At 66.1% G+C, this 18,965-nt stretch carries 15 protein-coding genes, 1 tRNA gene and 1 pseudogene; 8 read left to right on the forward strand and 9 right to left on the reverse strand.

The annotated features are described in order from the left end of the window. The first annotated feature begins 245 nt into the window (after positions 1-245). From D7X30_RS04030 to D7X30_RS04045, 4 genes and pseudogenes are all read left to right on the forward strand, one after another. Positions 246-494, forward strand: coding sequence for a hypothetical protein (locus D7X30_RS04030; protein WP_120561457.1), 249 nt, complete (start codon positions 246-248; stop codon positions 492-494). 432 nt (positions 495-926) lie between these two features. Next, positions 927-3,656: a bifunctional DNA primase/polymerase gene (locus D7X30_RS04035; RefSeq protein WP_158619199.1), complete on the forward strand. Its 2,730-nt coding sequence runs from the start codon at positions 927-929 to the stop codon at positions 3,654-3,656. Then, positions 3,653-3,904 (forward strand): helix-turn-helix domain-containing protein, encoded by a 252-nt coding sequence (locus D7X30_RS04040; RefSeq protein WP_120561459.1) that lies wholly within the window; start codon positions 3,653-3,655, stop codon positions 3,902-3,904. The genes D7X30_RS04035 and D7X30_RS04040 overlap by 4 nt, the downstream gene beginning before the upstream one ends. Further along, positions 3,901-5,090: pseudogene (locus tag D7X30_RS04045) on the forward strand (tyrosine-type recombinase/integrase). The gene D7X30_RS04040 and the pseudogene D7X30_RS04045 overlap by 4 nt, the downstream one beginning before the upstream one ends. 87 nt (positions 5,091-5,177) lie before the next feature. Here D7X30_RS04045 and D7X30_RS04050 read toward each other — a convergent pair. From D7X30_RS04050 to D7X30_RS04065, 4 genes are all read right to left on the reverse strand, one after another. Further along, a tRNA-Asp gene (locus D7X30_RS04050) sits at positions 5,178-5,254 on the reverse strand. 205 nt (positions 5,255-5,459) lie between these two features. Further along, positions 5,460-7,478 (reverse strand): putative metal-binding motif-containing protein, encoded by a 2,019-nt coding sequence (locus D7X30_RS04055; RefSeq protein ID WP_233591364.1) that lies wholly within the window; start codon positions 7,476-7,478, stop codon positions 5,460-5,462. 29 nt (positions 7,479-7,507) lie between these two features. Further along, on the reverse strand, positions 7,508-8,380 hold the full coding sequence (locus D7X30_RS04060; RefSeq protein WP_147443092.1) for a hypothetical protein: 873 nt from the start codon (positions 8,378-8,380) through the stop codon (positions 7,508-7,510). A 94-nt stretch (positions 8,381-8,474) separates the two neighbouring features. Then, on the reverse strand, positions 8,475-9,590 hold the full coding sequence (locus D7X30_RS04065) for a hypothetical protein (RefSeq protein WP_233591365.1): 1,116 nt from the start codon (positions 9,588-9,590) through the stop codon (positions 8,475-8,477). 250 nt (positions 9,591-9,840) lie between these two features. Here D7X30_RS04065 and D7X30_RS04070 point away from each other — a divergent pair, with 250 nt between their 5' ends. Both D7X30_RS04070 and D7X30_RS04075 read left to right on the forward strand, forming a co-directional pair. After that, positions 9,841-10,194: a zinc-binding dehydrogenase gene (locus tag D7X30_RS04070; protein ID WP_233591366.1), complete on the forward strand. Its 354-nt coding sequence runs from the start codon at positions 9,841-9,843 to the stop codon at positions 10,192-10,194. Between the two features lie 36 nt (positions 10,195-10,230). Beyond that, positions 10,231-10,668, forward strand: a complete 438-nt coding sequence (locus D7X30_RS04075) for a DUF3592 domain-containing protein (protein ID WP_120561463.1) — start codon at positions 10,231-10,233, stop codon at positions 10,666-10,668. A 20-nt stretch (positions 10,669-10,688) separates the two neighbouring features. On the opposite strand, the gene D7X30_RS04080 is transcribed toward D7X30_RS04075, so the two are convergent. Beyond that, entirely contained in the window at positions 10,689-11,123 is a 435-nt protein-coding gene (locus D7X30_RS04080; RefSeq protein WP_147443093.1) for a hypothetical protein, read from the reverse strand. Positions 11,124-11,280: 157 nt separating this feature from the next. Then, entirely contained in the window at positions 11,281-11,877 is a 597-nt protein-coding gene (locus tag D7X30_RS04085) for a Crp/Fnr family transcriptional regulator (protein WP_120561465.1), read from the reverse strand. 67 nt (positions 11,878-11,944) lie between these two features. On the opposite strand from D7X30_RS04085, the gene D7X30_RS04090 reads away from it, so the two are divergent. Next, positions 11,945-13,192 carry a sterol desaturase family protein gene (locus D7X30_RS04090; RefSeq protein WP_120561466.1) on the forward strand — a complete coding sequence of 416 codons (1,248 nt, stop codon included), beginning with the start codon at positions 11,945-11,947 and terminating at the stop codon, positions 13,190-13,192. Between the two features lie 99 nt (positions 13,193-13,291). Then, positions 13,292-14,134 (forward strand): alpha/beta fold hydrolase, encoded by an 843-nt coding sequence (locus tag D7X30_RS04095; RefSeq protein WP_120561467.1) that lies wholly within the window; start codon positions 13,292-13,294, stop codon positions 14,132-14,134. 61 nt (positions 14,135-14,195) lie between these two features. Here the strand turns inward: D7X30_RS04095 and D7X30_RS04100 are convergent, their stop codons facing one another. From D7X30_RS04100 to D7X30_RS04110, 3 genes are all read right to left on the reverse strand, one after another. Continuing rightward, positions 14,196-16,700 carry a hypothetical protein gene (locus tag D7X30_RS04100; protein WP_120561468.1) on the reverse strand — a complete coding sequence of 835 codons (2,505 nt, stop codon included), beginning with the start codon at positions 16,698-16,700 and terminating at the stop codon, positions 14,196-14,198. An 18-nt stretch (positions 16,701-16,718) separates the two neighbouring features. After that, a complete protein-coding gene (locus tag D7X30_RS04105; protein WP_147443094.1) occupies positions 16,719-18,083 on the reverse strand; it encodes a hypothetical protein in 1,365 nt (454 codons plus the stop codon). Positions 18,084-18,307: 224 nt separating this feature from the next. Next, positions 18,308-18,961, reverse strand: coding sequence for a TVP38/TMEM64 family protein (locus D7X30_RS04110; RefSeq protein WP_120561470.1), 654 nt, complete (start codon positions 18,959-18,961; stop codon positions 18,308-18,310). Positions 18,962-18,965: the final 4 nt, after the last annotated feature.

Below are 18,965 nucleotides of genomic sequence, written 5' to 3' on the forward strand. Positions count from 1 at the left end.
GGGAGCCACTCCCTCCCCCCGCCAGGCCGGGCAAGCCGTTCCGCTCCTGAGAAAACGACAGGGCACGTGAGCCAGTCCCAAAAGCCGCAGGCATTTACGCGGGTACGGGAGATTCGAAACATGCTGGAGCTGGTTGAGCAGTACCGGCCCCGCATCATCGAAGCGCTCGCCCGAGAGAACGACGGAGCGAGCGAGCCACTCCCAGGCGGTGCCCCCATTGACCAGGGGAAAGGGAGATTCGAACCATGCTGGAGCTTGTTGAGCAGTACCGCCCCCTCATCATCGAAGCACTCACCAAGGCCACTCCGCAGGGGCTGACCGTGAAGGAGCTGTGCGCCGCGCTTGGAGCCGGAGAGCAGGTCCTCCGCCGTTGCCTCGCCGCCCTCGTGCTGGCTGGCGTCATTCGCGAGGCCGCGCGGTACACGCCCGGAGCGCGCGGCGCGGTGCCTCGGGCGTACAGCCTCACCGACGCGAATCGTGAGGGCGAGCCGTGAGCGTCCCCCAGAGCATTCAGGACGTCACTCCGGCTGTCGGCTCACTGCCCCGCCTCCCGGCACACCGGGGCAAAAAGCGGGGCACCCTCGAACGCGAGAAACGCCCAAGAAATCAACGGCTTGCCGAGCCCCTTTTCCCCGCCTGCCCCGCCTGCCCCGCCTGGTTCAAAGAAGAGAGAGAAAGAGAAGAACATACCCCAGAGAGCAATTGCAGACATTCAACTCCTCTCATTCTCTCCATGCACCACTGCGTGTGTTCCGGTGAACCAGCGGGGCAGCGGGGCAGGTCGCCAGATTCTCTAGTGATTCTCGCCGCTTAAGCCCGCCCCGATTTCCGCCCCGCCACTCAATCCGCCTCGGTCTCGCACCGGGTGGCCAGCGCAGCAGCCCTTGGGCTCGCCGCGATTCCCTTCGTTTGCCCTCGGATGTCCCGTGGAAGCCTCTGATCCGAACTCGACTCCCTCACTGGAAGCCGCCGCCCTGGAGTACGCGGGACGCGGCTGGCATGTCTTCCCCTGTTTCGAGCCCGTTCGCTCGCCCTCCGGCGCCCTCATCTGCGCTTGCCCCAAGGGAGCGGAATGCAGCCAAGCGGGTAAACACCCACGCACACGCAACGGAGTGAAGGACGCCACGACGGACGAGGCCCAAATCCGCGAGTGGTGGCAGCAGTGGCCGTTCGCCAATGTCGCCATCGCCACGGGGGCCCTCTCCGGCGTGGATGTTGTGGACGCGGACGCGAAGGCCGACGGAGTGGCGACCCTCGTGCAGTTGGAGGAAGAGCGAGGCGAGCTGCCCGATACCGTCACGGCCCGCACCAGTGGCGGCGGCTGTCACGTCTACTTCCGCCACGCAGGCATGGTGTCGAAGGCTGGCAGCCTCGCGCCCGGCATCGACACCCGGGGCAATGGTGGCTACGTCATCGCCCCCCCGAGTCTCCACCGCACGGGAGAGCGCTACGCATGGCTTGAGGGAGCGTCCCCCTCCGAGGTTCCACCCGCCGAAGCGCCGCAGTGGGTTCGCAACGCAGCCCAGGCGAAGCGCACGCGGCCCACGCTGGCGAAGGGGGAAGCCGCGGTGAGCATGTGGCAGCCGCCAACCCAGGATGGACTCACCGAGTCCCAACTCTGGATGCGATGGCACGCGACAAGCGCCCCGGAGCATGCGGCGGCGGTGAAGCGCATGAAGCAGGGCCAGCCCTTGTTCCCCGCTGGGCATCATGATGGGAACCTCTGGGCCTTCCTCTCGTATCTGCGCTTCAAGGCTCCTGAGACATCGGACGCAACCCTGTTGCGGCTCTTGGCCCCGTCCGTGATGGCGATGAACTGCGCGAAGCACGACACCGCGCACGTTGCGGAGCGCATCCGACGAATCAATGAGGATTACGGCGCTGCGCTGGCCGAGTCCGCGCTGATCACCGCTGCACTGAGAGGCACGGCCGATTCCCGCCCGTCAACCGGGGCTCCTCCCACCCTCGATGCGCCCTCTGGTGCTGATGGCTGGATGGCAGCTCCGGGCTACGCCATCTACGATGGCCAGTCGCTCGGCATCTTCAAGTTCACCGACAAGGGCAACCTTTCCACCATCGCCGCCGCCCCCATCAACATCACCGAGACAGGGGAGGACGAGCACGGCACCTGCTACGTGACGGCGCGGTGGATGTACGGGCACCGCGAGCGAGTGGAGACGATGCCGCGCGCCAAGGTCTCGGGAAATGAAATCCTGGAGCTGGCCGGTCGCGGCGCCCCCCTCACCAGCAGCAACAGCAAGAAGGTCCAGGACTTCCTTCAAGCCCAGGAGCAGCACTGTCACGCGAGCTTGCCCCGGGTGCGCATCTTCACCCAGAGCGGCTGGTCCCACGACATGAAGAGCTTCGTCGTGGGCCGGCAGGTGATTGGCGAGCTCGGCCGCGTCATCATGCCCGGAGAAGCAGCCTTCCTCGATGCGCTTGAGCCGCGGGGCTCGGCGGATGAACACCTGCGCTTGATGCTGGCCGTTCGTGACAGGAGCCCCTTCGCTGAAATGGCGTGGGCTGCTGGCTTCGCGGCACCCCTGTTGCGGCTCTTGGGCCTGCGCAGCATGTGCCTGTCCATCTGGGGCGCCTCTGGAACGGGGAAGTCCGCCGTGCAGGCCACCACCACGTCGGTGTGGGGGCGCCCTTCTGGCCTCAAGGTCAGCGGGGACGTCTCGTCAGCCGCGTTGCAGGGAGAGCTGTCCCGTCACCGCGACCTGCCCACCTGGATTGACGACACCCAAGTCACGCGCGAGGGGATGACGAACCTCATGGCCTACATCGTGGGGACGGAGACGAGCGGCGCGCGGGCGACGCAGACCGGAGAGCTGCGCGCGCGGAAGACCTGGCGCTCGCTGGCTTTCATCTCCGGGGAGAAGCCGCTGTTGCAGATTGGCGGCGCGGCAGGGGCGAAGAACCGGACGCTGGAGGTGTGCGCCCAGCCATTGGGGGACGCGGGCCTCGCCACGCTGACGCATCAAGGTTTGGAGAAGCACCACGGCCACGCGGGGCCCGCCTTCATCCGCGCGCTCATGGAGCACTACACGGGCGCGGAACGGCTCGACGAACTCCGCGAGTTGCACCGCAAGCTTGCCGCCCAGATGGTGACAGAGACAACGGAGCAAGCACGCTACGCCGCGCTCCTCGTGATGGCCGACAGACTCGCGCGCATCCACATCTGCGGCGAGGCCGATGCCCACGCCCAGGCAGCCGCGCTCGAAGCGGGGCACGCCTTCTGCGCGGCGGTGTTGAAGGAGTCCCGCGAGACGAGGACGACAGCCGATGCGGCCTATGACTTCATCATGAGCTACGTCGCCGCGAACTGGGCTGGCTTTGAAAGCCCTGTCCCCATCAAACGCCCCGGGATGCTGATGGACGACAGGGACTCCAGCGGGAGACGTGTCGTCGCCATCTTTCAGACGACGATGCACGACATCGCGAGGGAAGGACGCTTCGACACCCGACAGGTGATGACGGAGCTTGCCGCGAAGGGATTGGTGTTCAAGGAAGAGGGCCACCTGACGCGCAAGGTCTCCGTCGCGGGCAAGCGTGTGCGTGCCTATTGCTTGGTGCTGGATGACGAGAAGGCAGGGGCGGAGAACGCCCAGCGGATCCATGCGCTCCCGTCGCAAATGGGGAAGGTGACGTCATGAGCCGTCGCGCTTGCCAGAATGGGCCCAGGTCACCAGCGGACGCGCCCACCCATGCGGCTTTCGACTTCCTCACCGTGGACGAGGCCGCAACGCTCCTGCGCGTGAACCGGAAGACGCTCTACGAGTCGATCCGACTGGGGCAGGTGCCGGGAGTTCTCCATCTCCGCAGATCCATCCGCATCCGTCGCGACGCGTTGTTAGCATGGCGGCCGGGTAACAGCGGTCCTGCGCTCGGAGAGAAGCCATGAGCGTCAGGCAGCGGAAGTGGAAGACGAAGGAGGGAAAGGTGCAGGAGGCGTGGTGGGTGGACGTGAAGTACCAGCACCCCAGCGGGAAGGTGGAGCGAGTGCGCAAGGCATCGCCCATCAACACCCGTCGGGGCGCGGAAGAGTACGAGCGTCAGGTCCGCCACGCCCTGCTGACTGGAACCTTCGGGAAGGAGAAGCAGAACGAGCCGGGCCGCATCCTCACCTTCGGGGAGTTCGTCCCGCGCTTCATCACGTACAGCGAGAACAACAACAAGCACTCCAGCGTCGTCACCAAGCGGCAGATCCTTGATGACCACCTGCTCCCTGCGTTCGCGAACACGCCCCTTGATGCCATCGGTCCAGCGGAGATCGAGGACTTCAAGGCCGCGATGCGGAAGAAGCCAGCGGGCATTCCCGGCAGGAAGGACGCCCCCTCAAAGGATGCCCTGCGCAAGCGCAAGGGAGCCGGGGGAAGATCCTGAGTCTCAAGTCCGTCAACAACGTCCTGACCGTGCTGCACAAGTTGCTGGCACTGGCCCAGGAACAGGGCGTGCTCCAACACGTCCCGCGCGTGAAGCTGTTCAAGACGGCGAAGCCCGCTTTCGACTTCCTCTCTTTCGAGGAAGCCGAGCGACTGATCGACGAGGCGGAACCGGAGTGGCGGACGCTGATCCTGTTGGCGCTCAAGACGGGGCTTCGCCACGGAGAGCTGATCGGTCTCCAGTGGGGCGACCTCGACTTGCAGCGCGGCAAGCTCCAGGTGCGGCGCTCCATCTGGCAGGGGGTGACGGGAGTGCCCAAGGGAGGCCGGGGACGAACGGTGGACCTGCCCGCATCGGCCGGGGACGCGCTCAAGGGCCACCGCCACCTGCGCGGCCCCTATGTGTTCTGCCAGCCCGACGGCCAGCCGCTCACCGCCAGCATGACCGAGCACCGGCTGACACGGGCTGTGGGCCGGGCCGGCATCATCCGCGAACAGGAGGCCATCACATGGCACGACCTGCGCCACACCTACGGCAGCCACCTCGCGATGCGCGGCGTCCCCCTCAAGGTCATCCAAGAGCTGATGGGACACGCCACCATCGACATGACGATGCGGTACGCGCACCTGTCACCCGAAGCGCGGGAGAGCGCGGTGCAGGCGCTTGACCGGCCCATGCCGCAGGCGCACGCCGTTCCGGCCTAGCAACGCCGGAGGGGCACATGGGGGGCACATGACGGTAGGGAGAAAAAACAAAAGCCCAGCAATCCTTGAGGATTGCTGGGCTCTTAGTGGCGAGGAGTACGGGACTTGAACCCGTGGCCTCCGGCGTGACAGGCCGGCGTTCTAACCAACTGAACTAACTCCCCACAAAACGCTCATGGGCGGAACAGGCACTGCACCTGAGCCCATGTGAGGACGTCGCTCTACCGCTGATCAAAGGAGAAGTTCAAGCGAAATGAGAGCCCTCCTGCTGGGAGGCGGCTGGAGCCAGCAAGGCCGCGCTCTTCTACTCCCTCATCGAGACGGCACGTGGAAAGCGCGTCGATGGATTCGACGCGCGATTCCAGCCGGTCAGGGCACCGGCGGCGCGGGAGCCGTGAAGCTCACAACGGTGCCACCGAATCCCCCGGCCACGATGTGAGTGGGTTTGGGGCCATCCAGCGAGGACAGCGAGGTTCCCCCTGGATACACGGTGGTCCACGCAGAGCCGTCGTAGAACAGGATCCTCCCTTCACTGGTGGCGACGTAGACGCCCTTCTCACTGAAGGCAAGGACGTCCCGGATGTCGGCCTTCGTTGTTCCATTGGATTCGAAGACGGTAGGCAGCGAGGTCCAGACGCCTCCACTCCTCTTGAGGACCAGCCCATTCTCGCCTGCGGCGTAGGCAAAGCGGCCGTCCGTGACATGGACGCCCCTGAGAAATCCGTCGAAGGATCCGCCCAGGGGGGCCGGCTGCCACGAGGAGCTTGCCATGTCATAACGGTAGGCAGCTGCCTTGTTATTTTCATCCCCGCCCACGGCCAGCAATGTGTCCTCGGAACCGGCGCTCGCGACCGCACGAAGGTTGGCGGGAACAGTGCCGAACACAGTCAGAACCACGCTGAGATTGTTGTAGGGCTCTACCCATTTGAAGATCTTGCCAGTGTTCGCGACAGCATAGACCGTGGGGCCGACGTTGGGCTGTTCGATACCCGTGATGCCATACAGTGTCGTCGCGGACGTTGAGCCGGGCGCGGTGGGAGTGAAACACTCCTGATCGGAGGGATCGGTGCCCCGGGTCGTCATCCTCCCTGCCTCCCCGACGGCGAAGACGCGCCCGCTCGCGGACGCCCACACCGCCTTCCATTTCCCCTTGCAGGAAGGTCTCGTAAACGACGTCGTCGTGTTGGTCGTGCTGTCAAAATGGACGAGCTTGTCCTCACCAACCAGCCACGCCTTCCGCCCCTCGTCGTAAAGGGCGATGGCCGTCACGTCCGCATTTCCTCCAACGCTCGCTTGCGTCGTCCAAGCGAGGGTGCCACATCCCTCGTCCACGGCACCGGAGCAGTTGTTGTCCAGCCGGTCGCAGAGCTCCGGCAGCCCGGGCCGGACGTAGACGGAGCTCTCATCGCAGTCCTCGGATTGGGTCACAGCGCCAACCACGGGGGCCTCACAGCCCAGCCCCGCGGCCTGGCCCTTGGACCCGTCGCCGTCGCCGTCCACGTACCAGGCCACCGGATTCTCACCCGGGAGTCGCGCGCAGGCCGTCTGGCTCGGCGTGGATGCACACGCGACCTTGCCCGCGCACTTGAGCTCATCCTCGCAATCACCGTCGACGTTGAAGGCCTCGTCGTTCATGCCATTGCAGTTGTCATCCTTGCCATCACAGCGGAACTCCGCCTGATCCGGCCGGACCTGCGCGTCGTTGTCGTTGCAGTCACCGCTAACAGTCACGGTCCCAGTAGGCTGCGTGCAGGCCTCCACCTGGGAGCTGCCGTAGCCGTCCCCATCCGCGTCCGTGTACCAAGCCTTCTTGTCGATCGCGTCCGACTCACCGAGGGTGCAGTTGTCATCCCTTCCGTTGCACACCTCCGTGGCCTTGGGGTTCACGGCGGGGTCTTCGTCACGGCAGTCCGAGCCTGTGACGACACCTTCCGCGTCGGCGCTGCTGAAGTAGCCGTCCCCATCCGCATCGATGGCCCTCACGGTGAAAGCCATGTCCCGCGTGCCTTCCTCGGGAACCTGCGCCTTCATCTCCTGTGGGGCGCCCACCACGGGGCCCGAGCAGTCGAACTCACGCAGCTGCGTCGTCACGCTCAGCGCGCGGCCCCAGGTCTTCTTCCCGAACACCGCCACCGACACGGTGCCCGGTTTCTTGCCGGGAATCGCCACGGCGAGGCTGTTCGTGTTCCTCACGTTGTCCGCGTCCGTGGCGGTCACCGTGACGCATCCGCGCGTGAAGCCGCTGTAGCCGATGGTGACGTTCAGCGCTCCGCCTGTCCAATCGCCCATGCTTCCATCGGCGTTGCCACACCGTTCAGGGAACTGGTTGCACAGCTTCGCCTTTTCCTGGTCGAAGTCGGCACAGGCCACGCTCGCGAGCACGAACATGACCAGCACTGCCCGCAGTGGAAACAAGTTCATGGCCACCTCCCATACACAAGCGCCGATCGTCCATCCGTCCCCATCTGCATCGCGAGGTTCTTCTCCGGAGCCCCGAGCAGATACATGCCCGTCGCCAATCCCAGCCCCAGTACACCGGCCCCCAGCAGGCCCACGCCCGCGGTTTGCAGTGCTCGCCCCTGCGACGCAGCCCGGTCAATGTCCGCGATGTTCGACAGGGACGGATCCGCGTTGCGAAGCTTTGACAGCTCCCCACGAGACAGGGCCCAGGTAATCCCACCCGCGACAGTGAGCGCGCCACCGGCGATCGCGGGGATATAGGCCTTGGAGCGCAAGGAGCTCGTCCGCGTCTCCTGGGTCACCTGGAGCGGGGGCGCGATGGGCGCCGGTGCCGCCACGACGCTGGAGGGGGACGCGATTCGGGGCGGTGTGGGCGGCGGAGAACCTTCACGCGGTGCATCCGTCGCCTGGCGCGGCGCGGGCGAGGGCTTGGGGTCGCCACGGCGCGTTTGTTGTGTGCGCTTCACGGCCTTCCGCAGCGATTCGAACTGGCTCGACACCTTGGGCGACACCTTCACGGGGAGCTGTGCGTCCGGCCGCAGGAACAAGGCCGCCGTGAAGGCCGCGGCAGACTCCTCCGTCCGGCTCAACTCCGCCATGAGCAGGCCTTCCCAGAGTGAAAGCGCGACGTCGTCTTCCGGTCCGCTCACCTGCCGCCGTGCCGTGGCGAGCTGGCCGAGGGCACTTTCAAACTCGAGCTCCTCGTAGAGGCTGGCGATGGCCTCCAGATGGTTCTTCACCTCGCTGCTTGGAGCCGCCAGCCCGACTGACGGCAGGATGACGAGAAAGACCCAGCACAGGGGCGGCCCCAATGCCTGTGATGAACGCATGAATTCCTCCCGGAATTGGGAGGCTCCTAACATGGGGAGCATGGGAGGGGAAATGAGAGCCGTCCATTCGCCCCCCCAGCCCGTTTTCGTTTGCCTACGGAGCGGGCAGAGGCTGCCAGTACGGATCAGGCCAGACGAAGGGGTTTCCACCCTGGCTCACGGTCGCGTTGCCAAAGAAGCGCTGGCAGCCCTCGATGTTCTCGGGGCGCCCCAGCATCGTCCAGAAGCCAGGGCAGACGTCCCTGGGGACTCGCGTGCGGCAGTCCTCCATCGTCCGCTCCCCCGCGCCAGGCTGCGCGTAATAGGCGCTCACGAAGTCCCACGCGATGCGCTGGAGGGCCTGCACGGTCGCCGCGTTCTGGCCAGAGGGCACCTGGGCGCCTTCGGGCGACTGCCGGAACACGGCCGCATGGTGGACCGAGGCCATGTAATACGATCCCAGGGACGTCAGGTGGACGTTGTCGCTGAAGAGCACGTTGAGCTTCTGCGAGGTCGAACCGCTGATGCCGGGCACCTCGTTCGCGATGACCCGCTCCACCAGGTGGACCAGCGCCGCGCTCCCTGGGAGCGACACCACGCGGGCCGGCCGGCCGTCGGCCTGCAACGTGAGGTTCACCTTGGATGAAACACATTCCCAGGCAACCCGGGCGTTCGTCTCGTACTCAATCCACTGGGACGGGTCGGACTTGTTGATGTCCAGCCATGTATGATAAAAGTATGTGACGGATTGGGGATTCCCGGCGACCATCCGGTCATGGAAGTGCCGCAGCTGACCGATGGTGTCCTCCCATTGGACGGGGCCCAGGATGTCATGCCGCTCGGTGACGAGGAGGGTGTCGTACTTCTCCCCCGCGCCCAGTGTCTGGGGGGACAACAGCTCCTGGATGACGTTCATGCTGTCGCCCACGCGGTTCTTGCCCGAGCGGTAGCCCTGCCAGTTGCCACTGCCCCAGGTCCGCGCGCGGAGGGGTGAACCAATCACGATCTGCTGGTTCCAGTTGAAGTCCTTGCCCCGACTCCTGGCGATGTCGTCGAAATGGTCGGGCATCGGGTTGTCGAGCAGGCTGTGTCCGGAGAAGAAGACCCGGGCGCTCGTGATGGGAGACGTCCCCGCGTCAGGGCTGCCGGCATCGGGACTGCCAGCATCCAGGACGCCCGCGTCACCAGGCCCGGCATCGGGCTGCGTCCCGGCGTCGTCCTGGGGACGCACGCCCGAATCTGGAGGGCCTTCCGCGGGAACGTCCTGGCCAAGCTGGCCCGTACATGCCAGCCAGAGGGAGACAGCCAGGAATGCGCACGGCTTCAGTCGTGATGTGTTCACCGCCCCAGCATAGGTGGAAGGGGAGCCCTCTTGCCGTGCGGCAGGATGGTGGCCCCCGCGCCGAGGCCAGGCGGGTCGGCGGGCCTGCGCTGTTCGAAGTCCGCGACGTCCCTGTTCCAACTCCTGGCCGCCCAACCCCGTGGACGCGAAGCTGCGCCAGGACGGCTCATGGGCCGGGCTGCAGCTTCCCGCCGTCATTGGCTACGACGCCTCTGGCGTCATCGAACAGGCGGGGCGCGGCGTCACCGGGTTCAAGCCCGGTGACGAGGTCTTCTACACGCCGGAGATCTTCCAGAACCCTCACGGCACGTACTCGGAGCTCGCCCTCGTCGGCGCGGACATCATCGCCAGGAAGCCTCCGAGCCTCGAGAACAAGCAGATGCGTCCCCTCGTCGAGCGCGTGCTGCCGCTGGAGCAGGTCGCCGAAGCCCACCGACAGCTCGACTCGGGGCACGGACGCGGGAAGCTCGTGCTGTCCGTTTCGAAGAAGTAGGCGCCGGCGGTCTGCTCCTTGCAGCCGGGGGGCGCCATGTCCCCCTTCTTCCTGCTGCTGATCGCCGTGGCCTTCGGAAGCATCCCGCTGCGGCTCATGGCGATGTCGTTGAACGCGTATTGGCTCAGCCAGAAGCTGCGAGCGGAGGGCCATCCCGCCCAAGGGACGCTCATCCGCGTCCGCAGGGCCCTCAGGGCACGGTATCCTGAGCACATCGTGGAGTACGTCTTCCCCCTCCCGGGAGGCGAAGAGATCCACGACTCCTACCGCGTCCGGTCCACCCCGTGGGACCGTCCGCCCGCGGAGGGAGACTCCATCCAGGTGCGTTACCTGCCGCACGACCCCCAGCAGCATCAACGCGTGGGGGACGAGGTGGGCCCCTCGCAACTCATCCTCAGGGGCGTGCTCCTGGGGACGGTCCTGGTGGTCATGGCACTCGCCGTGCTCGACCTGGGGCAGGAGTTGGGGCCGTAGCGGGGCCTGCCGGAGGCGGGCTACTTCTTCCTCCCCTTGCCCTTGCCGCCCTTGTGGTGGTCGTCGTGATGACCGCCGTGGTGATCATCATGGCGGTCGCGCTCATGGTACGACGCGGGCACGGCCCCCCGCTTCTTCGGGTGCTTCCACCGCTTGTAACGGCCGGGAGGCACCTTGACGACGGTGACGGGGACTCGCCGCTCCTCCACGACCTCCCAGCCGCCGTGGTAGTCGCGCGCCCGGAACCACCGCCCATCGCGGCGCACCCAGTACACATTGTCCACGACGTAGAGGTCCTCGTCGTAGTCCTCCACCACCTGCACGCCGGGCTGCACGACGACGAGTGGCGGCGGGGTCGTGAAGACGATGTCAGGCAGCTTCACGTCGATGTCCACACGCACCTGCCCGAAGGCCATCGAAGGAAGAAGGATCAACGCTGCGAGCAGTCGGGTCATCAGGCAAGCGTAGAGGCGGGCATGCTCGCCAGACAACCTGCATCTGTCGCGGGAGGATGGATGAAAACTTTGGCTCTGGTTGTATCAAGTTTCCACGAAGCGTCCTGTCAATCGGCCTGAGCCCATACTGTGTGTCGTTGGCCTTCGCGGGTCCGCGTTACGCCGGCGACGTGGTGCGCTTGCGGCGCCGCGACATGATGCGGCTCAGCCCCACCTCGGTGATGCCGAGGTAGGCCGCCACGTCGCGCTGGGGAATCCGTCCCTTCAAATGGGGATGTTCCTCCCAGAAGTTCACGAGCCGCTCCTCCGCGGACAGCTCCAGGAACTCCTGCTCGCGGCGCTCCTTGAGGAGGAAGTGCTGCTCCGCCACCCGGCGCGCCAGCCGCTCCCAGCACACGTGGCCCTGCTCCAGCGCCTGGAAGTCCCGCGTCTGGAACACCAGCACGCGGCTCGGCTCCAGCGCTTCAATCGCGGTCATTGAAGGCCGCCGCTGCAACATCTCCGCGTAGGCGCCAATCAGCTCCCCCTCGGCGCGGAAGGCCTTGATGGACTCGCCCCCGCGTGGCGACACGCGCACGCCCCGGAAGACGCCCTGAAGCACCACGGCGAACCGGTCCGCCGCATCTCCCGGACGCATGAAGAACTCCCGCTTCGCCAGCGACTGTTCCTTCGCCACGGCCTCGGCCTTCGCCCACTCCTCGGGGGGAAGCGGGGCCAGCGTGGCGAGGCGCTCGAAGAGCTTGGGGAATCTCACGTCTCTAAGGACCCTGGCTTGACCTGGGTTAAGGCGCAGGCCGCTCCGGGAAACATATACCGGAGGCATGTCCATCAACGTCTACGCCGTGGCGACGCCCTTCGTCATCGTCCTGGCCCTGACCGAGTTCGCCTGGTGCGTGGTGCGCCGCAACGGCTACTACAGCTTCCAGGACTCCATCGCGAGCATGGGCACGGCGGTGATGAACCAGTGCGTCAACGTCGCGGTGGCCCTGATGGTGCTGCCCCTCTTCACGCAGCTGGGCCAGTTCGCGCCGTGGCGGCTGGACGCCTCGTCGCCGCTGTCGCTGGTGGCGCTCTTCCTGGGCGTCGACTTCCTCTTCTACTGGTTCCACCGCTTCGGGCACCGCACCAACATCGGCTGGGCGGCCCATTCGCCGCACCATTCCACCGAGGAGCTCAACTACGCGGTGGCCCTGCGCGCGAGCGTGACGCAGCGCCTCTTCTCGTTCCTCTTCTACTGGCCGCTGGTGCTGGTGGGCTTTCCGCCGGAGGCGGTGCTGGCGATGGTGGCCTTCCACCTGGTGCTCCAGTTCATCCCCCACACGCGGGTCATCCCCAAGCTCCCGCGGTGGGTGGAGTCTTGGCTGAACACGCCGTCGCACCACCGCGTGCACCACGCGCGCAACGACGCGTACATCGACAAGAACTACGCGGGCTTCCTCATCATCTGGGACCGGATGTTCGGCACCTACGCGGAGGAGACCGAGCCGTGCTCCTACGGCCTGACCACCCCGGCGAACACCTGGGACCCGACGGTCATCAACTTCCAGGCATGGGCCCGGCTCTTCGCGGACGCCGTCGCCACGAAGAGCCACTGGGACCGGCTGCGCCTCTGGGTGATGCCCACGGGCTGGCGGCCCGCGGACCTGCCTCCTCGCGTGTTGGGGTACTGGAAGCAGGAGGGCGCGGAGGTGAAGTATCACTCGCGGGAGCTGCCTGGCGTCCGTGGGTACCTCGTCTTCCAGTTGTTCGCGTCGATGCCGTTCATGCTCCTGGTGAGCCACCATGCCTCGCCGCTGTCAGGCTGGCAGAAGGTCGCGTTGAGTCTGCTGCTCTGGGCGATGGCGACCGCGTGGAGCGGGATGCTGGAGTCGAAGGCGTGGAGCGAGCCCTTGGAGCTCGTCCGGGTGCTCGCGATGGGAGTGTCGGTGACGCTGTGGCTGGTCTGGGCCAGCGCGCCCCAGACGTGGAGCGCGCTCACGGCGGCGTGGCTGATGGTCTCGCTGGTGTGGCTGCGCGTGGCGCGGGGTGTCGCCAGCCGGGCGCCCCAGTCGAATCCCTTCCCAGGCTGAGTCATCAGGCCTGGACTCCGGTCTGGGTTGTCGCGGTCGTGTCGGCCACCCACCTTCCGCGCCGTCCCGCGCCACGCGCGGGCCCATTCGGAGAGGCCGATGAACGCTCAGCGCTTCACCCAACAGAACGCATGCCGGCTGGGTCTGCTCTATGCCCTCTGGGCACTGATGGCTGTCAGCGTCACTCCTTCCCAGGCCGTTGCATCCGAAGACGAATGGAGCACCGGCTGTCGACGCAAGCCCACCATCGTCCTCGTCCACGGAGCGTTCGCCGACGCATCCGGCTGGGCCGACGTGATCAAGCGGCTGCAGAAACAAGGCTACACGGCCTACGCGTTCGCGAATCCCTTGCGAAGCATCTCGGGGGATGCGGAGTACCTGCGGTACTTCCTGGGGACCCTCACCGGGCCCCTCGTCCTGGTCGGCCACTCCTACGGCGGAGCCATCATCACGAACGCGGCCACCGGGAACCCGAACGTGAAAGCGCTCGTGTACATCGCCGCGTATGCACTCGACCAAGGGGAGACCATCTCGGAGGCCAACACTCTCGGCGGCGGCCATTCCGAGCTCGGCGAGCACCTCATCTTGCGCCCGTTCCCAGGGGGAGGAACCTCGGACGCCGACGCATACATCGACCCCGCCTTCTTCCAGGAGCTCTTCGCGGCCGATATCCGTGAGAAGGACGCGGCGGTGGGGGCCTCGAGTCAGCGCCCGGCCGCGGTCTCCGTCTTCAATGAGCCATCCGGACCGCCTGCGTGGAAGGTCATTCCGTCCTGGTACATGGTTGCCCGCGACGACAACACCATCCCGCCAGAGGCCGAGCGCTTCATGGCCCGGCGCGCTCGCGCCCATACCGTCGAGATCCGCAGCTCACACGTTGCGATGATCAGCCACCCCGAGGCCGTCACCGAGCTGATTGCCAAGGCGGTGGGCTGCCGTTGAAGACCTGCGGCGGGCCCACGCATCAGGCCCGCCGCGAGTCACGGCGGCAGCGCTCCCGCGCTCAGAGCAGCTGCACGTTGCCGCCGAGCGAGGCGATGTACTTCGTGCCGCCCGAGTGCACGACCGTCGTTCCGAAGAAGGACCGGATCGCGCTGCCGGTGGGCACGACGAGCGAGTAGGGCTTCGTGCCAGACACGTTCGCCATCGTCCCGTAGGGGCCGTAGGTCTTGCCCCGCGCCGTCTTGAACGTGACCTGGGCAATCTGCGTCATGCCGAAGTACGTGCCCGTGTAGCCCGTCATCGACACGATTCCGTCGTCCGTGAGGTCGAGCGTGTGCGCGTTCCCGCCAGGGCCTCCCTGGTAGGGCGCGGCGTTGGAGCCATAGCTCGGCTGGATGGCGTCGATGATGTCGCCCGAGCGCACCAGGAGGCTCGTCATGGGCCCCCATCCGCTGACCGCCGGCAGGTTGTCCCAGGCCGTCCCCGAACCGCCCTCAGGGCCCATGGGTCCGTAGGGCATGCCCGCGTTGAACCAATCCAGGATGAGCTTGAGCTTGATGGCGGACAGGTCGCGGCTCACCGGCATGTGCAGCGGCTGGCTGATGTCCAGGCCGAGCACCCGCGCGATCTTCTCGCGGTTGTTGATGATGCCGTCATAGGTCCACAGCTGGAAGCGGCCCATGACGGGATAGAGCATGCCGTACTGCCGCAGGATGTCTCCAATCCCATTGACCCACGTCGGCGTGCCCGTGATGGGGGTCTGCTGGTAGATCTGAACGCTGACCAGGTCGTTGGGGTCCTGCTTGTAGTCAGCGACCGTGGGACTGAAGGTGTACCGGGTGAAGTAGACCTGCCCGTCCACATAGAGCCGGGGATTCTTTGGATCCGCTGCGGTGAGGGTGACGGTGGCCTTGCCTCCGGTGACGCTCACGACATTCGGGGAGAGCGCCAGGATGTTCTCGGGGGTCGAGATGTTCTTCTCGCTGATGCCATTGGTGCCCTGCGTGCCCAGGGTCTTCAGGGTGTAGTCGGCCGCTTCGGCCGGGGTGAGGGTGTGCAGGGCGATCTTCCATTGCTCCGTCCCCTCGATGCGGCCGAACTTGCGCACGTAGAGGTTGAGGGTGTTGGTCTCCCCGAGCTGGAAGCCAGGCGTGGTCTGCATGCCCGGGTTCATGCGGTAGATGAACTGATCCGCGCGCAGGCTCAAACCCTCGGAGTTCTCCTCCAGCAGGGTCAGCGTCACGGCATCGGTGCCGGTGCCGGTCGTGCTCCGGAGCGCGAGCGGCAGGTTCGCGAGGCTCTTGGGATCGACACCGCCAAAGTTCGTGACGACCAGCATCCCGGACTGCTTGTCGATGAAATCGGGATTGCTGTAGTCAATCGACGGGACGATGGTCGTATACGTCTTCGAGTCACCGGAGCCCGTGTAGTACGCGAGCGATAGTGTTCCCAGTTTCTCCGTCCAGAGCGAACGGCCCGGCCACTGGACGGGCAATGAGTTGCCCAGGTCGAGCGTCAACGAGGGCGTGGAGTCCAGGTTGAGCTGCGCCAGGGCCCACCACGCGTTCACGGCCGGGCGCGGGTGCGGGATTTGCGCCAGGGTGCGCGCGGGCACGGCGAAGGTGGGCTCGTCATCCAGACAGGGGCCCACGGAGCCAACGAGCTTGCCGTAATTGAAGTTGAAGAGCGGCTGCTGGGGCAGGGGCTCCTTGGTGGTGTAGTTGATCCACGGATGGTAGGGCTGCTGGGTCACCGCCAGGATGGTGGGCCCGTACTGTTGAGCCGTGGCCTGGCCCAGCAACTGCTCCAGCAGGGAGCTGACGTACATCTGCGTGGGGATGTAGCCCCGACCCGGATCCAGCGGCTTGCCATCTCCGTCCACGTTCATCACGTAGTCCTGGAGGATCGCGAGCTTGTCCACGATGGCGGCGGGGACCCCCTGTGCCTGCATCGCCTGGAAGGTGGCGGAGTTGAAGGCGAAGAGGTACGGGGCGTTGTTGTGGGCGCTGACCACCAGGCGGATGGACAGGCGGTGGGGGGACGCCTTCTGCAGTGCCTGGAGGACCGCCGAATTGCCGACGTTCCACTTCAGGTTCGTGAGCGTTGATTGATAGGCGGCGGAGCCGCTCGCGGAGCTCCTGGGGGTGTTTGGGTCCTGCGAATTCATCCAGATGCCGTTGAATGCAACCGGCGTGAACACGCCCTGGACATTGGCGCCGCTGATGTCACCGATGATGACGTTGAAGCCCCAGATCTCACTGCCGTTCTGCTGCATGGGATCCAGGTCCACCAGCTTGGGCGGAGACCCCATGTACAGGCAGCTCACCCCGGCTCCCATGAGGGAATCACTGCCGCCGCCGGGCAGCTCGACGGTGGTCACCTTGCAGTCGAGCAGGTCGAAGATGCTGTCGCCCTTGGGCTCCCAGTAGAGCTCGATGTTGTTGGGCTTGAGCGAGTCCTCGTTGTAGTTCGCCGGGTTGTAGTTGTTGGGCGTGTTGTTGATGGTGGCCGGCGAAGCCTGGAACGAACCAGAGAAGTTGATGCGAGGCGTATCAAGGTAGCTCATGGAGGTCTCCTCGGGGTTCTAGTTGCCGCTGCCGATGTAGGGGGCGCACGCGGCGGGAAGCGAGCCATTCGTGCACCCACCGGGCATCTGGACTTCGTCGAACAGGTGGCTCAAGCCCGCGGGCGGCAGGTTCTGGCTTCCGGTGGGGCCCGACATGTCGTGGCAGCTCAAGCAGCTGTAGGGATTGGTCATCGCCGCGACGCCGTTCTGGACGAAGGTCTCCATGGAGGTATTGGCGGCGGACAGCGAACCCTGCTGCGCTTGCAGATAGGGCGGGACCGTGCCGTTGACGGTCCACACGTTGCCGACGAGCTCGTAGTTGGCCCAGACCTTGTTGATGCGGCCGGGGTTGGCCTGGATCAGCGCCTGGACGCTGCTGTTGATGGCGTTGAGCGCCTGGGTGCTCTCGGCGAGCATCGTGCGGGTCTTGTCCTGACAGGCGAACTGATTGGGATTGACGCTACAGTCGACGCCGCCAGGGAAGGTGCCGATGGCCGAGTCCCCCTGCGGGTGCATGCGGCAGACCTGGGCGGGCTTGCCCGGCTGATAGGTGTTGGTCACGCAGTCGGTGCAGGCCGGGTTGTAGAAGTTCCACGTGCCCCCGAGCGGAGGCGCCCCGGAGAGGTTGCTGCAGTCGGGCGCGTTGTTGCGGTGCTCGAATGTGGCCCAGATCATCGCCGGGAAGCTGGGCGTCTTGGACACGATGTGCATGCCGGTCAGTCCCAGGTTCACCTGCCGGCAGGGGCTGTCCTTGACCTGGATGAGGCCGGGAACCACATAGAAGAGGCCCGAGCTGGCCGTCGCTTCGTCGAGCACCATCCAGCTCGTCTTCAGCTCGACGGCCGTGTCCGGGTACGCGAGGTTCGGATACTTCTTGATGATGTCGATGCCGTTGTTCCCGGGCTTGAGCTGTCCCGCGCAGTTCGCCTGGTAGAGCTGACAGGACGTCAGCATCGTGTAGGTGCTCTGGTTGACGGACATGCCGTAGTAGACGAACTCGCCCTTCAGGTCGATCAGCGGCTGATCCGCGCCGGCCTGTTTGATGATGTCGGTGTAGAGGCGGGGCGGCTTGCCACCCGCCGTGGGCTTCACGGCGTTGGTGCAGGAGACAGGCGGCTCCTGGCCCCAGGGCGTCGGTACCCCGTCCTTGATGAAGATGCCGTAGGACGGCATCCACGTCTCGAATTGCACCATGTCCGGCTTGCCGCTGGCCGGCTGGACGAGCGCGAGCATGCTCTGCCACATGAACTGCTCGAAGTTGCAGAGGGTCTTGTTCCCCGGCACTTCGCTGGGGAGGGTGGAGCTGTTGAGCCAGGCCACGTCCGCCGGGCAGTCATTGGCTTCGAGCGCCGTCGCCTTGGGGGCGGAGGGGCCCGAATCCATGAGCGACGTTGTTGGGCAGGCCAGGAGGCCCGTGGCACCAAGTGCCACGGCGAGCAGGATGCGCGGTTTGTCGGACAAAGGCAGTCTCCCCCATGCGGTTGCGCCCGACGAGGTGCCGGGCGTGGGCGCAAGAGTTTAATCGCTGCGGGGGAGAAGCCGTCGAGGGCTAAACAGACTTAAAACGGTTTTTCATGAAATTCATGCTGGGGCGGTAAAGTCCGCTGTCAGTTCATCAAGCGCCGCACCAGCCAGAGCGCGAGTCCAGGCAGTACAACCATGCCCGCGAACAATGTCAGGAATGACCCGAGTCGCGCCGACGAGGCACCCACCGCGGCGTAGGTGGCGCAGACGCCCAGGTTGGAGAGCGCGCAGGCCCCGAGGAAACTCCCCAACGGCATGCGGCTGGCGCCAGCGAAGAGGACGGAGGACTCCGCCAGCATTGGCACGCCGCGCAATGCAATCAGCAACCAGGGCCCCCGGCGTTCGGCCAGGCGGGACAGCCGCTGAAGTTCCCCCGGACCCAGGGTGCGCCGCAAGGCCGCCTCGCCGCCCCTGGCGCCCAGCAGGTAGCCCCAACCACAGCCCACCATCATTCCCGCCCAGCAGGCCGTCAGGCCGCCCCAGAAGCCCAGCAGCGCCCCGGACGCCGTGCCGACGAGGCTGGACGGCACCGGCAGGACGATGTCCCCCGCCAGCAGCCCTCCCAGCACGAGCGCCACCTGCCAGTCCGGTGGACGCGCCTCCAGGAAGGATTGAGTGGCGGCCTCCAGGCGCTCGCCGAAGAGGAGGAAGGGGACGAGGATGGCCGCCAGCACCACGCAGACGCAGATGCTCCAGCCCACCGCCGCGCGCTTCGTTCCAGGGCTCGCCAGGGTCATGGTG

The organism is Corallococcus sp. AB011P (genome assembly GCF_003611605.1).
GTDB classification, from domain to species: domain Bacteria; phylum Myxococcota; class Myxococcia; order Myxococcales; family Myxococcaceae; genus Corallococcus; species Corallococcus coralloides.

Bases quoted from the DNA above. Each gene is read 5' to 3' on its own strand.
- D7X30_RS04030 (WP_120561457.1), top strand. From the start codon at position 246: ATGCTGGAGCTTGTTGAGCAGTACCGCCCCCTCATCATCGAAGCACTC.
- D7X30_RS04040 (WP_120561459.1), top strand. From the start codon at position 3,653: ATGAGCCGTCGCGCTTGCCAGAATGGGCCCAGGTCACCAGCGGACGCG.
- D7X30_RS04055 (WP_233591364.1), bottom strand. From the start codon at position 7,478: ATGTTCGTGCTCGCGAGCGTGGCCTGTGCCGACTTCGACCAGGAAAAG.
- D7X30_RS04060 (WP_147443092.1), bottom strand. From the start codon at position 8,380: ATGCGTTCATCACAGGCATTGGGGCCGCCCCTGTGCTGGGTCTTTCTC.
- D7X30_RS04075 (WP_120561463.1), top strand. From the start codon at position 10,231: ATGTCCCCCTTCTTCCTGCTGCTGATCGCCGTGGCCTTCGGAAGCATC.
- D7X30_RS04080 (WP_147443093.1), bottom strand. From the start codon at position 11,123: ATGACCCGACTGCTCGCAGCGTTGATCCTTCTTCCTTCGATGGCCTTC.
- D7X30_RS04090 (WP_120561466.1), top strand. From the start codon at position 11,945: ATGTCCATCAACGTCTACGCCGTGGCGACGCCCTTCGTCATCGTCCTG.
- D7X30_RS04095 (WP_120561467.1), top strand. From the start codon at position 13,292: ATGAACGCTCAGCGCTTCACCCAACAGAACGCATGCCGGCTGGGTCTG.
- D7X30_RS04100 (WP_120561468.1), bottom strand. From the start codon at position 16,700: ATGAGCTACCTTGATACGCCTCGCATCAACTTCTCTGGTTCGTTCCAG.
- D7X30_RS04105 (WP_147443094.1), bottom strand. From the start codon at position 18,083: ATGGATTCGGGCCCCTCCGCCCCCAAGGCGACGGCGCTCGAAGCCAAT.
- D7X30_RS04110 (WP_120561470.1), bottom strand. From the start codon at position 18,961: ATGACCCTGGCGAGCCCTGGAACGAAGCGCGCGGCGGTGGGCTGGAGC.